Source organism: Rhizobium sp. BR 249 (assembly GCF_047445895.1).
Lineage (GTDB): Bacteria > Pseudomonadota > Alphaproteobacteria > Rhizobiales > Rhizobiaceae > Rhizobium.
This window is the reverse complement of the sequence record NZ_JARWKX010000002.1, coordinates 1-13,556: the sequence shown is the minus strand read 5'-3', so window position 1 is coordinate 13,556 and position 13,556 is coordinate 1. Positions and strand designations below refer to the sequence as shown.

The 13,556-nt window shown below is 60.6% G+C and carries 14 protein-coding genes and 1 pseudogene; 8 read left to right on the top strand and 7 right to left on the bottom strand.

Annotated features, from left to right (window positions below; translation table 11 throughout):
• Positions 1-82 precede the first annotated feature (82 nt).
• The 3 genes from QD408_RS02625 to kdgD all read left to right on the top strand — a co-directional run bounded on the left by QD408_RS02625 (position 83) and on the right by kdgD (position 2,795).
• Positions 83-793, top strand: coding sequence for a FadR/GntR family transcriptional regulator (locus tag QD408_RS02625; protein ID WP_414138245.1), 711 nt, complete (start codon positions 83-85; stop codon positions 791-793).
• A 64-nt stretch (positions 794-857) separates the two neighbouring features.
• Positions 858-1,832, top strand: coding sequence for a mannonate dehydratase (locus tag QD408_RS02620; protein ID WP_088685097.1), 975 nt, complete (start codon positions 858-860; stop codon positions 1,830-1,832).
• A 36-nt stretch (positions 1,833-1,868) separates the two neighbouring features.
• Positions 1,869-2,795, top strand: coding sequence for a 5-dehydro-4-deoxyglucarate dehydratase (gene kdgD / locus QD408_RS02615; RefSeq protein WP_414138244.1), 927 nt, complete (start codon positions 1,869-1,871; stop codon positions 2,793-2,795).
• A gap of 39 nt (positions 2,796-2,834) precedes the next feature.
• Here kdgD and QD408_RS02610 read toward each other — a convergent pair whose 3' ends face one another.
• The 4 genes from QD408_RS02610 to QD408_RS02595 all read right to left on the bottom strand — a co-directional run bounded on the left by QD408_RS02610 (position 2,835) and on the right by QD408_RS02595 (position 7,111).
• On the bottom strand, positions 2,835-3,908 hold the full coding sequence (locus QD408_RS02610; RefSeq protein ID WP_414138243.1) for an ABC transporter ATP-binding protein: 1,074 nt from the start codon (positions 3,906-3,908) through the stop codon (positions 2,835-2,837).
• 35 nt (positions 3,909-3,943) lie between these two features.
• Complete coding sequence (locus QD408_RS02605; protein ID WP_088685100.1) at positions 3,944-4,792, bottom strand: carbohydrate ABC transporter permease; 849 nt, start codon at positions 4,790-4,792, stop codon at positions 3,944-3,946.
• A complete protein-coding gene (locus QD408_RS02600; RefSeq protein WP_088685101.1) occupies positions 4,785-5,723 on the bottom strand; it encodes a carbohydrate ABC transporter permease in 939 nt (312 codons plus the stop codon). The genes QD408_RS02605 and QD408_RS02600 overlap by 8 nt, the downstream gene beginning before the upstream one ends.
• Positions 5,724-5,806: 83 nt before the next feature.
• Entirely contained in the window at positions 5,807-7,111 is a 1,305-nt protein-coding gene (locus QD408_RS02595; protein ID WP_414138242.1) for an ABC transporter substrate-binding protein, read from the bottom strand.
• 199 nt (positions 7,112-7,310) lie between these two features.
• On the opposite strand from QD408_RS02595, the gene QD408_RS02590 reads away from it, so the two are divergent.
• Genes QD408_RS02590 through QD408_RS02580 form a run of 3 tightly spaced genes read left to right on the top strand, consistent with a single transcriptional unit; the run spans position 7,311 to position 10,303 of the window.
• Positions 7,311-8,510 (top strand): ROK family transcriptional regulator, encoded by a 1,200-nt coding sequence (locus tag QD408_RS02590; protein WP_088685103.1) that lies wholly within the window; start codon positions 7,311-7,313, stop codon positions 8,508-8,510.
• Between the two features lie 33 nt (positions 8,511-8,543).
• Positions 8,544-9,644 (top strand): Gfo/Idh/MocA family protein, encoded by a 1,101-nt coding sequence (locus QD408_RS02585; RefSeq protein ID WP_414138241.1) that lies wholly within the window; start codon positions 8,544-8,546, stop codon positions 9,642-9,644.
• A 17-nt stretch (positions 9,645-9,661) separates the two neighbouring features.
• Positions 9,662-10,303: a ThuA domain-containing protein gene (locus tag QD408_RS02580; RefSeq protein ID WP_088685105.1), complete on the top strand. Its 642-nt coding sequence runs from the start codon at positions 9,662-9,664 to the stop codon at positions 10,301-10,303.
• 197 nt (positions 10,304-10,500) lie between these two features.
• On the opposite strand, the gene QD408_RS02575 is transcribed toward QD408_RS02580, so the two are convergent.
• From QD408_RS02575 to QD408_RS02565, 3 genes are all read right to left on the bottom strand, one after another.
• On the bottom strand, positions 10,501-10,980 hold the full coding sequence (locus tag QD408_RS02575) for a DUF2938 domain-containing protein (protein ID WP_088685106.1): 480 nt from the start codon (positions 10,978-10,980) through the stop codon (positions 10,501-10,503).
• A 223-nt stretch (positions 10,981-11,203) separates the two neighbouring features.
• Entirely contained in the window at positions 11,204-11,494 is a 291-nt protein-coding gene (locus tag QD408_RS02570) for a hypothetical protein (protein ID WP_414138416.1), read from the bottom strand.
• Complete coding sequence (locus QD408_RS02565) at positions 11,495-11,752, bottom strand: DUF982 domain-containing protein (RefSeq protein ID WP_414138240.1); 258 nt, start codon at positions 11,750-11,752, stop codon at positions 11,495-11,497.
• A gap of 497 nt (positions 11,753-12,249) precedes the next feature.
• Here QD408_RS02565 and QD408_RS02560 point away from each other — a divergent pair, with 497 nt between their 5' ends.
• Together QD408_RS02560 and QD408_RS02555 are read left to right on the top strand one after the other, a co-directional pair.
• Positions 12,250-13,077 (top strand): nickel-binding protein, encoded by an 828-nt coding sequence (locus tag QD408_RS02560; protein WP_088685109.1) that lies wholly within the window; start codon positions 12,250-12,252, stop codon positions 13,075-13,077.
• A gap of 311 nt (positions 13,078-13,388) precedes the next feature.
• Positions 13,389-13,556 (top strand): annotated as a pseudogene (locus tag QD408_RS02555) (IS110 family transposase); the annotation flags it as partial.

Genomic DNA, 13,556 nt, shown 5'->3' with positions numbered 1-13,556 from the left:
TCGTATTATGATTTAACGAAGTCGAATATGATTTGCAAGAGCCGAGCGGAAGACGTGATGCAAAGGGAATTGGGGAACGGATATGACGACACTCAGCCGCGGTCGGCAAAGACTGGCACAGCAGGTCATCGATCAGCTACGGGCGCAAATCGAAACGGGCAAGCTGCGCGTCGGCGACCAGCTGCCGACCGAACCGCAGCTGGAAGCCACCTTCGGCGTCAGCCGCACTGTCGTGCGCGAGGCGATTGCCGATCTCAGGGCAGCTGGCTTCGTCAGGCCGATCCAGGGCAAAGGCGTCTTCGTCGCCGATCCGAAGGCGCATTCCGTTCTGTCGCTGACGCCGGTGGAAATCAAAAGCATTCCGGAAACCCTGGAATTGCTGGAGTTTCGCATGGCGGCCGAAGGTGAAGCGGCCGCAATCGCCGCCTATCGCCGCACAGCCGAGCAGGAGGCGGCCATTCGCGAGGCCAACCGCCGGATGGCGCAGTTGATCGAGAGTGGACAGCAGACGGTGGAGGCCGACTACGCCTTCCACATGGCGATTGCCGCAGCAACGAACAACCGCTTCTATGTCGACGTGCTGCGCCATTTCGGCCCGCGCGCCATCCCTCGCGGCCAGTTTCCGACGCTGCCCGAGGCCAATGACCGCGACTATCTGCAGAAGGTCTACGCCGAACATGTCGAGATCCTCTCGGCGATTGCCGATCAGGATCCGGAACGCGCCCGCCAGGCAATGCGCGCCCATATGATGGCAAGCCAGCGTCGCTACCGCATGCTCGCCGAACAGCAATAGGGCTCGACACTCTCCGAAATTCATATTATGTCATATGACATCGTAAATTTCAGAGGGATTGGGAATGTATCTGGGAACACAGGTGGCCGCCCGCGACGACGACGATTATCGCATCTTCGCGCAACTGGGCGTCAAGCATATCAGCGCCGATCCGCCGGGAGCGCCGAGCAGCTGGACGCTTGCCGATATCGAGCGTCATCGCGACAAGGTCGAGAGCTTCGGGCTGATCCTCGACATGATCCAGCTCCCCCTGCCCTCGCAGCCGATCGAGAAAGCCTCCTATCCCGATATCCTGCTTGCCGGTCCCGAGCGCGACAGGCAGATCGACGCCGTCTGCAAGATGATCGAGAATGTCGCGGCCGCCGGCATTCCGGCGGTGAAATATAATCTCAACCTGATCGGCATTCCCCGCACGCCGGATGAACCGGGGCGCGGCGGCTCGCTGAACGCCAGCTTCCGCTGGGATAAGACGGACCAGCAGGCAGCACCGGGCCTTGCCGGCGTTTTGTCCGAGGACGAAAACTGGGAAAGGATCGACTATTTCCTGGAGCGCGTCGTTCCCGTCGCCGAAAGCAACCGCGTCCGGCTCGCCTGCCATCCGCACGATCCCTATACGCCACCGGGCTATCGCGGCGTCACGCGCGTGCTCGGCACGGTCGAAGGCTTGAAGAAGTTCGTGCTGATGCGCGAAAACCCCTATCACGGCCTCAATTTCTGCCAGGGCTCGGTCGGCGAGATGCTCGAAAATCCCGGCGAGGAAATCGACGACATCATCCGCTGGTTCGGCCAGCGCAACAAGATCTTCAACGTTCACTTCCGCAACATTCGCGGCGGCAAGCTTTCCTTCATGGAGACCTTCCCCGACGAGGGCGACATGGACATGGCCCGTTCGGCCAGGATCTACAAGGAAGTCGGCTTCAAATATATGCTGATGCCCGATCATGTGCCGACCGTCAGCGGGAAGGACCCTTCCGCCACGGCCTTCGCCTTCTGCTACGGCTATATCGCGGCACTTCTGCAGACGCTCGAAAGCGCCTGACACGGCCGATTTTCAACACGTAAGGAATAGGACTTGATGATGAACCCGATTGAATTGAAGAAGGCCGTCGGCAGTGGTCTGCTCTCGTTTCCGGTCACGCATTTCGACGATCAGCTTAAATTCGACGAGGCGAAGTACCGCCGCCATGTCGAGTGGCTTGCCGGTTACGACGCCGCCGCTCTCTTTGCCGCCGGCGGCACCGGTGAATTCTTCTCCCTCAACCCGAGCGAGATCCCGCAGGTCGTCAAAGCCGCCAAGGCCTCTGCCGGCAATACGCCGATCATTTCGGGAACCGGCTACGGCACGTCGCTTGCCATCGAGATCGCACAGGCGGCCGAAAAGGCCGGCGCGGACGGGCTGCTGCTTCTGCCGCCCTATCTGATGTTTGCCGAGCAGGCCGGCCTGATCGCCCATGTCAAGGCGGTCTGCCAATCGGTCGGCATCGGCGTCATCGTCTACAACCGCGACAACGCCATCCTGACCGCCGACAGCATTGCGCGGCTCGCGGAGGAATGCCCGAACTTGATCGGCTTCAAGGACGGTGTCGGCGATGTCGACAAGGTCATCGAGATCACCACGCGGCTTGGCGACCGTCTCGTCTATGTCGGCGGCATGCCGACCCATGAGGTCTATGCCCAGGCCTATTTCGCCGCCGGCGTGACGACCTATTCATCGGCTGTTTTCAACTTCGTCCCGGCGCTCGCCCAGCGCTTTTACGGCGCCTTGCGCACCGGCGACCAGACGACCGTCGACGAGATCCTGAAGAGCTTCTTCTTCCCCTTCGTCGCCCTGCGCAACCGCAAGAAGGGCTATGCCGTCTCCATCATCAAGGCCGGGCTCCAGGTTCTCGGCCAGAACCCCGGCCCCGTTCGCCCGCCGCTGACGGATCTCACTCCGGAAGAGCTCGCGGCCCTGGAAGAGATCGTGCAGGCCAACGGCGTCGAACGGGTTGCGGCGGAATAGGCAGGAGCGTCGATCGAGGATGGCCGTGGCCATCTTCGCCTATAGCGCCACGCCGGTGCCACGGTCGAAGATATGCACCTGGTCGCTGGCGATGCTGGCCTCGAACACGGCGCCGTAACGGGCGGGATATTCGCCGTCGACGATCGCCGTGACCTGCTGTCCGGCAAGATCGAAGACCACATGGGTCTGGGCGCCTGTCGGTTCCACCAGCATGGTTCGGCCGGCAAGTGGCGTGCCATTGCCGATACCGGGAACGAGATGTTCGGGGCGCAGACCGATGGTGACGGCCTGGCCGGCCTTCACCCGGCGATCGGGCGCGATGCGGATCGCCGTGCCGTCTTCGAGGCGGGCGGCGGGCTCGCCGTTTTCGCCGTCCACCGTGCCCTCGAGCATGTTCATCGCCGGCGATCCGATGAAGGCGGCGACGAAGAGATTGGCCGGTTTCTTATAGAGTTCGAGCGGCGTACCCGCCTGCTCCACCCTGCCGTGATTGAGCACGACGATACGGTCGGCGAGTGTCATCGCCTCAATCTGGTCGTGGGTGACATAGATCGAGGTCGTCCTAACCTTCTGGTGCAGCGTCTTGATTTCCGAACGCATCTGCACGCGGAGTTTCGCATCAAGGTTGGAGAGCGGCTCGTCGAACAGGAAGACGGCCGGGTTGCGGACGATAGCTCGGCCCATGGCAACGCGCTGGCGCTGGCCACCGGAAAGCTGGGCCGGCTTGCGGTCGAGCAGCTTGGCGAGATCGAGCATGCGGGCGGCTTCAGCGACACGAGCCTCGATCTCCGGTTTGGCAACGCCGGCAAGCTTCAGATTGAAACCCATGTTTTCAGCCACCGTCATGTGCGGATAGAGCGCATAGGACTGGAAGACCATGGCGATGTTGCGCTCGCGCGGCGTCATGCCGTTGACGACGTTGCCGCCGATGGCAATCTCGCCGTCGGTGATCTCTTCGAGGCCGGCGATCATCCGCAGCAGGGTCGATTTTCCGCAGCCGGACGGCCCGACGAGCGCGACGAATTCGCCATCCTCGATATGAAGAGAGATGCCGTGGATGACGTCGACGGCGCCATAGGCCTTGCTTACATCATTCAATTCAACGGATGCCATGATTGCAGCTCCAATGGTTTGGGCAATGGTTCGGCTCAGGATTTCACGGCACCGGCGGTCAATCCGGCGATGATGTGTCTCTGGGCGACGAAGAAGACGATGATGGTCGGAAGGATGGTCAGCGTGATGAAGGCCAGCACCAGTTGCCATTCCGTGCCGTATTCGCCGCGATAGACCATGATGCCGAGCGGCCAGGGATATTTGGATTCCGAGTTCAGCATGATCAGCGGCAGGATGTAGCTGTTCCAGCTGCCGACGAAGGAGATGATGCTGACGGTAGCGACGATCGGCCGGGAGAGCGGCAGCGAGATATGCCAGAAGAACCTCATATAACCGCAGCCGTCGACGAAGGCCGCCTGGAACAATTCTTCCGGAAGATTGCGGAAATAGTTCCTGAACAAAAGGATGCTCATGCCGAGACCGAAGGCCACCTGCGGCAGCACCACGCCCCAATAGGTATTGAGCAGGCCGAGATCGCGGATGCGGATGAAGAGCGGCAGGATCGCGGTCGCCGCCGGAAACATCAGCCCGAGCAGGAAGTAGTTGAGCAGGAAGGACGAGCCGAAGAAACGGACATGGGCAAAAGCGAAGGCCGCCATCGACGAGACGATCAGCGTCAGCAGCACGGTCAGCGCTGCGATGACAAGCGAATTGCCGATCTGCAGCCAGTAGCGCTCACCAAAGAGAATGTCGGTGTAGTTCGCCCATTGCCATTCCGTCGGCAGGCCGAAGGGGTTGGTGCGCAGGTCGCCCAGGGTCTTGAAGCCGCCGAGCGCCGTCGTCAGCAGCGGCACCAGCACGATCGCCGCGATCAGGCTCAGCGACACGTAGAGATAGATACGTGTCGACGTGCGCATGCGGATGGAAGAGCTCATATCAGTCATGGCGCATGAAAATCCTTTTGTAACCGAAGGCGAGCGTCACGCAGATGATGAACAGCACGACGCCGACGGCGCTGCCCAAGCCCACCTGCATGCGCATGACGCCGTAGGTGTAGAGGAAGGTGACCATCGTCTGCGTCGAGTTTGACGGCCCGCCGCCGGTCAGCGGCATGATCATGTCGAAGAGCTGCAGCGAACCGACGACGGCAAAGAAGATCGAAAGGCGCAGGGTGGAGCCGAGCAGCGGCAGCGTGACATAACGGAACTTTTGCCAGCCGGTGGCGCCGTCGATCTCGGCCGCCTCCAGCACGCTCTTATCGACCGATTGCAGGCCGGCGATGAACAGCATCATGTGAAAGCCGAAATATTTCCAGACGATGACCCCGAGCACGGCATAGATCGCCACGTCTTTGTCGGCGAGCACGTAAGGGTTGGCGAAGCCGAAGAAGTTGGAAATGGCGGCAAACAGGCCGTAGTCGCCATCATAGACGAAGCGCCAGATGAGGCCTGCGGCAACATCCGCCAGTACATAGGGCAGGAAGAAGATCAGGCGGTAGCCGACGACGCCGGGAATGCGGTGGGCCAGCATGGTGGCAAGCCAGATGGCAAGCGGCACCTGGATACAGATCGAGATGACGATGATCAGGCCGTTATTGACCAGCGCCTGAGTGAAAGCCGCGTTGCGGAACAGAACCTGGAAATTGCGGAGCGCGATGAACTCGGTCGGCGTGCCGTAGCCGTTCCACTTATAAAGGCTGTACCAGGCCGCCTCGCCCATCGGCATGATGACGAAGAGCGTGAAGAGCAGCAGCGCCGGTGGCAGAAAGAGCAGCAGCACCGTCAGCCGGTCGTGGGCGACCGAACTCTTCCGGTTTGCGGCTCGTCTTGCCGGCCTTGCGGCGCTCGGTGTCGAGAGGACTGAGATATTGGCCATGGTTCCTGCTTTCGCATCTCGTCGGCAGCGATGCCGGCGCTCCGTTTTTAACAGGAGCGCCGGGAGGGCTCTGCGGGCGCTGGTTATTGTTCCAGTTCGAAAGCGTCCTGGATCATCTGGGCGCCGTCCTTGGAGTTCATCTGTCCGGAGACGATTTCCACCGAGACGTCGTTGACGACACGGCCGACGGCCGCACCGAGATCCTGGTCGAAGAAGTTCTGATGCCAGGTCGAACCCGCAAGCTGCTTGGCCGATTCGGCCAGCAGCGGGTTGACGACGCCATCATCGGCGCCGACGGCAACGGGCAGGAGCATACCTGATTTGGCCATCGCCCGCTCGTTGTCCGCATTCGTCAGGAAAGCGAGGAAATCGATCGCTTCCTTGGAGGCCTTCTTGGTGACGGCCCAGCCGTTCAGACCGCCGAGCGTATCGGTCGGTTTGCCGGCGCCGCCTTCGACCGTCGGGAAGACGAAACGGCCGATATTGTCGGGCGCAAGGCCCTTGCCGTCGCCGGCATTCTTGCGCTGGTTGGCCTCGGTCGCTTCAAAGCCGAGGATCATCGCCGCCTTGCCGTCACCGAAGACACCAAGCGTCTGCGGCCAGGTTGCGCCGAGATAACCGGGCTGGAAAGGTTCGAGCTTGCCGAGCTCGGCGAGATCATCGCCGGCCTTGACGATTGCCGGATCGAGGAAGCCTTCGCCCTCGCCCTTCTTGGCGGCTTCGAAGACCTTCTGGCCGCCCTCACGCATGACGAGATAGCTCCAGTAGAAGTGGATCGGCCATTTCTCGCCGCCACCGCCGGCAATCGGCACGATGCCGGCAGCCTTGATCTTCTTCACCACTTCAAGAAAATCGGTCCAGGTCTTGATATCCTCAGCCTTGACGCCGGCCTTGGCAAACAGCGCCTTGTTGTAGAAGAAGCTGACCAGACCGACCTTATAGGGGATCGCCCAGGTCTTGCCGTCGAAGGTCAGGCCGTCGATCGAAGCCGGGGTGTAGGCCTTGCGCAATTTTCCGCCGTCCGCATCGAGGGCTGCCGTCACATCCTGCAGCGCGCCGGTCTCGGACTGCTGCTTCAGGACGCCGCCGCCCCAGCTGAAAAAGAAATCCGGCACATCATCGGACTGCAGCAAGGTCGGAAGCTTGGCCTTGAAAGCCTCGTTTTCGAGGAACTGCATCTGGATGTCGACATCGGGATGCTGGGCCTCGTATTTCTTGACGATGTCTTCCCAGGCCGCGACGTTTTTCGGATCGAGTTCGAGATGCAGCCATTTGACAACTGTCGTCGCCGAGGCGGCACCTGCTCCGGCCAACAACATGCCGGCTGCCGCGGCCATGGATACGATGCGCCTGCCGCCGAAAGCGGCGTTCTTCAGCATAAAATTCATGATTTTCCTCCCAGGGGACCTATCCTCACAATTTTTCCCCTATGCGGAATAATTCAGCGGAGCTTGCGTCGGATGTCAACCCAATCGCCTCTATTTTTACCAAATGCGCTTGACAGGCCCGCGTAATTGCCTGCTATTTATTTCGTAACCCGTTAAAAATATTGGCTTCCGCCCAACGAACAATGCCGGCTAGTTTTTCATGAAGACCGCAGATCCAGAATTGATGCGCGCGATCAATCGCTTGAACGTGCTCGATACTATCAGGCGTCATGGTCCGATCTCGCGCATCGAGATCAGCGAACGGACTGAACTCTCGACGACAACCGTCTCCGCCATCACTGCCTCGCTGCTCGATGACGGGCTGATCCTGCCGCGCCATGAAGGCGATATCCGCAATGAGGCCGTGCGTGGCAGGCCGCGCGTGGCGCTGGAGCTCAATCCCGATGCCGCCCGCGTCGTCGGCGGCAAGATCGCCGCCAACCGGATGGTGTTCGTCGTCACCAATTTCCGCGGCGACGTGCTGTCGAAGCTCGCTTTGCCGATCCGCATCGACCGGCAGCCGATCGGCGTCATCGCCGATCTGGTCGAGGACGGGGTCCGGCGCTGCGTCGTCGATGCCGGGCTGTCGCTGGACGATGTCGACAGCATCTGCCTCGGCTTTCCCGGCGTCGTCGAGCATCGCACCGGCTACATCAGAAGCAGCCCCATCTTTCGCGACACCAATGTCGATTTCGCCGCCGAAATGTCGACGCGGCTGTCGACACCGACCATCGTCGAGAGCGACGCCCATGCCATCACGCTCGGCCATCACTGGTTCGGAAAGGCCCGCGATCTCGAGGATATGGTATTAATTTCGCTGGAACAGACGCTGGGGCTCGGCGTGTTGCACGGCAACCGCCTGTTCCGCGGCGCTGGCGGCCTCAGCCACAATCTCGGCGATCTCGTGCTCGGGATGGGACCGAACGGCATTGTGCGGCTTTTCAGCCAGGCCGGCGAAAGCGCGATCCTCGGCGAACAGCAGGCCGACGGGCGTTTTGCCGAAGCGATCCGTCTCGGGCGCGGCATGACCCACGCCCAGGCGCTGATCAAGGCCGATGACGACCGGTTGATCGGCGCCGCCATCCGCGCCGGCGAAGCAGTCGGATTGACCATCGCCAACATCGTCACACTGTTTGCGCCGCCCCGCGTCATTCTGGTCGGCTCCAGCCTGGCGCTCGGCGAACCCTTTTTGAACAGCCTGCGCGATGCCTATGCGCTCGCCATCCCACCGTCGCTGAAAGGCGTCAGCGAACTCGTCTTCGACGATTCGAGCGACGATTTCTGGGCGCAAGGTGCGGCTGCGGTGGCGCTCTACGAACTCTACGAATCGCCCTGGAGCACCACGGGGCCTGCGCTCTGACGGGCGACACAATCTAGATCAATGGAGGAATTCATGGACAAGGTCGGTATCGGCATCATCGGATGCGGCAATATTTCGGGCGCCTATCTCACGGCGATGGCATCCTTCCCCATCCTCGACATCCGCGGCGTCGCCGATCTCAACCGGGACCTCGCAGAAGCGAAAGCTGCCGAATTCAACGTGCCCGCCAGATCAGTCGAGGAGCTTTTCGCCGATCCCAAGGTCGAGATCATCGTCAACCTGACCATCCCGAAGGCCCATGTCGCCGTGGCGATGCAGGCACTCGATGCCGGCAAGCACACTTACTCCGAAAAGCCGCTCGGGATTAATTTCGCAGAAGGGAAAAAATTGGCGGAGGCCGCCAGGGCGAGAAATCTGCGCATCGGCGCAGCTCCCGATACCTTTCTCGGCGGCGGCCACCAGACGGCCCGCACCTTGATCGATCAAGGCGTCATCGGCCAGCCGGTCGGCGGTTCAGCGACCTTCATGTGCCCGGGCCATGAACGCTGGCATCCGAACCCCGCCTTCTATTACGAAGTCGGCGGCGGGCCGATGCTCGACATGGGTCCCTATTACATCACCGATCTCGTCAATCTTCTCGGGCCCGTTGCGCAGGTTGCAGGCTTTGCGACGACGCCGCGGGCCGAACGACTCATTACCAGCGAGCCGCGCAACGGTGAGCGCATCCCCGTGCATGTACCGACCCATGTCGCCGGCATGATGGCCTTTGCCAACGGCGCCGTCGTCCAGATTGCCATGAGTTTCGATGTCGCCGGCCACAAGCATGTGCCGCTTGAGGTCTACGGAACCGAAGGCACGCTTATTGTCCCCGACCCCAACAAATTCGCCGGCCCCGTCGAATATCTGAAGAAGGGCGGCGCCTTCGAGGACCAGCCGGTCATCGCGCCCTATGCCGAGGGCAACTTCCGCTCTCTCGGCGTCGCCGACATGGCGCATGCGATCCGCTCGAACCGGCCGCACCGCGCCAATGGCGATCTGGCGCTGCATGTGCTCGAAATCATGGAAGCCTTCCACACCGCGGCTGCGACCGGCCGAACGATGACGATCACCACAGCAGTGGAACGCCCTGCCCCCTTGTCCGATTCCATCGTCGACGGACGGCTGGCGAAGTAGTTTCAGGAGGAAAGAGAATGCGTGAAGCACTGATCGTCTGGGGTGGCTGGAGCGGCCATGAGCCGCAGGAATGCGCCGAAATCATCAAGACCATGCTCGAGGAAGACGGCTTCAAGGTCTATCTCGAACACGGCACCGAGGCGCTTGCCGACCCTTCCGTCCACGATCTCAGCCTCGTCGTGCCGATCATGACGATGTCGAAGATCGAGAAGGAAGAAGTGAAGAATCTTGCCGCCGCGATCGAAAGCGGTGTCGGCATCGCCGGCTATCACGGTGGTGCAGGCGATGCCTTCCGCGACTCCGTCGACTACCAGTTCATCATCGGCGGCCAGTGGGTGGCCCACCCCGGCAACATCATCGACTACACCGTCAACATCACCCGGCCCGACGATCCGCTGATGGAGGGGATTGCCGACTTCCCCTATACGTCAGAGCAATATTACATGCATGTCGACCCCTCGAACGAGGTGCTGGCGACGACGAAGTTCACCGGCGATCACGCCTACTGGATCGACGGCGTCGTCATGCCCGTGGTCTGGAAGCGCAAATACGGCAAGGGTCGCGTCTTCTACTCCTCACTCGGCCATCAAGCCAAGGAATTCGACGTCCCCGAGATGAAGACCATATTCCGCCGCGGCGCCAATTGGGCGGCGCGGTGAGACGAGGTTCAGAGGGTAGCTTAAAACCCCTCCCCACAAGGGGGAGGGGCTAAGATGCCGCACCGCCTCACATAGCCTCTACCGTACCGGTAGAACGGGAACCAGCCAGAAAAACCGTCTTTTTGGTCACCGCCGGGAACCACAACTTAGCCCCTCCCCCTTGTGGAGAGGGGTTGGGGAGGGGTCTCTACGATGGCTCAGCGCAGAATCAACGCCGTACCGTAAAGCCCCAGCGCAAACACCGTATGAGCCAACAGATTGAAACAGCGGACCTTGTTCGGTGTCGGATGCTTCGAAGCGGCCCAGCCGAGGCCAAGGCCCGGTTGCAGCAGGAACCACCCTGCCCCCACGGTGACGATGCCGAAGATCCAGGCGGGAAGAAATGTTGGGGCTAACAACCACGCCGATCCCATGATGAGCGCAAAGATCACACCATAGAGAATGCCGACGACATAGTGGCTGATCCAGCCGAGCGCCAATTCACCAGCATAGGGCTCGGCGTCGGCGATGCTCTCATGAAAAACCTTGCCGCGGCCGAGATGCCAGAACCAGCGGCCGACCGGTGCCCAATTGGGCGCCGGCTGGCCGAAAAACCGGTTGAGCACGATCGCCCAGAGGTCCATGAGGATGGTTGCGCCGGCGCCGATCGCCAGGCCGCGCCATAGAATATCGAACATCGGGAATCACCGGAAAGCGTTAGGATGACGGAGGCACTAGACAACCATTCCCAACGCACGGGCGCAATGGCCTCGGTGAATGCACTCGTCGTATATCAGGCTTCGGATGCTCTCCTCCTCACCCGCCTTGTCCATGCCGCCTTGGCATTGTCGTCGAGCTAGGCAAGCAAGGTTTCAACTTCCCAAGCGTCATCGGGCCAAGCTCGGCTCTTTGCGCAAAGCATCAGTTCAGCGCCAGCGGCAACTGAACCGGGCGCGGCAACGGCGGCAGCGGCCGGCTGAGTTCGACTTTTTTCTGCCATGCGGCACGTCGCAGCTGATCCCGCTCGCGCGCGGCGCGGGATGCTTCGACAAGGGCTAGGGCGTTGGCGATCACCTGTTCGGTATGCGTCACGATCACCTCCAATGTTCCTGTTTTGTTCCAATTTAGAACTTTGGCCGAGGAAGTCAAGCGCCGGACAATCTTCTGTTCGAAAAAGCGGATTGAGCCGAGCTCGGAATCGAGGCGCGGCATTCAGTCCGCGGCTTCTATGACGGCGATGCCCGCCTCCTGGGCAGCTCTGACGAATGCCGCCCGCACGTCTTCAGGCCTGAGATCGCCGATGATCGCGTCAAGACATGCCTTTACGGCTTCGAGATATTCTTCGCCGTCGTCTACCGGCCAATCGTGGAGAAGCGTGCGCGCGGCGTCCCATACAGAGTTAATGACGGCATAATGACCTAGCCCCATTGAGGCCAAGCCGACCGGTCGAAAATTTGCCGTCTGTCTCACTTTCCTACAGCTTTTCCTAGTTGCGGTGAGCTCATGGGTATCGTGCAATTTGCATGCCGGATGAGAGCCGAGTCAATCGCAGTCGAAGGGTCGAGTTTCAGAAGGTTGGCTTGCGCTGTCGATGGCAGCCATGTCTCCCAGGTCGCCATAGCCCTCGCTTCGGCGGATTTATCGGAGCGTCGAAATGTTCTCGAACGCCTTAAATGTGCCCAGGGTTCCACCATCGACGAAGGCTTTTCGATTAAAAAACAGTCCTTCTCCCAGAAATTGCAGCAATCGCGTGTACAATCATGTATCTGCTTCCGATTTCCCTGCTCCACGATGTAAATTCACTGGCAGAGTGAAGAAACCTTTCGGTTCTTCCGGCAGCGGTTTATTGGTTGAAAGCATCGACTGGGTTTCAATTCTACTCCTCGACTGTGCCTGGTGTAGACGGAGCAGCCTTCAGAACGTACAATGCGGCATGTCCATATGATGCAGATCGGGAGGAGCGCGCGATGCCCATCTTCATGGACCGGCACTATCTTGAGGGAACGTCAGCCGCCGAGGTTGCCCAGGCGCATCGCATGGACCTCGACATTCAGGATAGGTACGGCGTCAAGTTCCTCACCTACTGGTTCGACCAGCGGCGTGGGACTGCCTTTTGTCTCGTCGATGCGCCGGATATGGAAACGGCGCAATGCGTGCATCGCGAGGCCCATGGCTTCGTCGCCGGCGAGGTCGTCGAGGTGGCGTTATCCGCGGTTGAAGCGTTTCTGGGACGCATCCATGACCCCGAGCCTGCGCCCGGACGATCGTCCGCCGAAATGGATTCGGCTCACCGGGCAATCCTTTTTACCGACATCGTCGGATCGACCGAAATGACATCGCGCCTGGGCGACCGAATTGCGACGGAAATGGTCAGGGCGCATGATGCCGTGGTGCGTCGATGCCTCAGCCAAAACTCGGGCCGCGAAGTGAAGCACACCGGCGACGGCATCATGGCAACCTTCGCCGAAACGGTCGCCGCGGTCGAATGCGCGATGGCGATTCAAAAGGAATTCAAGCATTACAATGGCGGGAATGCCGAGCCCATCCATATCCGCATCGGACTGGATTGCGGTGAGCCGGTCGAGGACAGCAACGACCTCTTCGGCTCGACCGTGCAACTTGCCGCGCGTCTTTGTGCGGCGGCTTCCAGCGACCAGATTCTCGTCTCGGAGAATGTTTTCAGGGAATACGGCGCCGCCGATCCATTCACTCACGCGACACGCCGGCGGCTCAAGGGTTTCTCAAAACCCATGCTGGTCTTCCGATGCGACTGGACCAATGCCGGCCCAAACTGAGATCAGTCGATCTAATGTCCGAGCAAGCATCCGCCTCTTGCAGATGCCTGTCGCACTTTGCGGCCGAGAACCAGGCGATGACCAGCTTGGCAGACATCGAGACTAAAGCGCGTCGCGATCTTTCAGATCCGCTCCTCGCGCTTTAGGTCTTTGTTTCTACGCATGTCGTTAACGCAAAACATGGGGTAATCGCGGCGCGATCACCCCATGTCATATTTATCAGATGATGGCTGTCTGGGGTGGTTGCCCCCGGTAAGATGGCAAAACGGGCTCACGATTGAACCGGGCCCAAACATCGAATGGAGGCAACCATGGACCAATATATCGGGCTTGATGTTTCATTGAAAGAGACTGCGATCTCGATCCGGCAGGGAGGTAAGCGGATCTGGCGGGGGAAATGCGCTTCGGACCCCAAACTTCTGGCAGAGATGATCCGCAAACATGCTCCGCACGCCAAGCGCGTTGTTTTCGAGACGGGA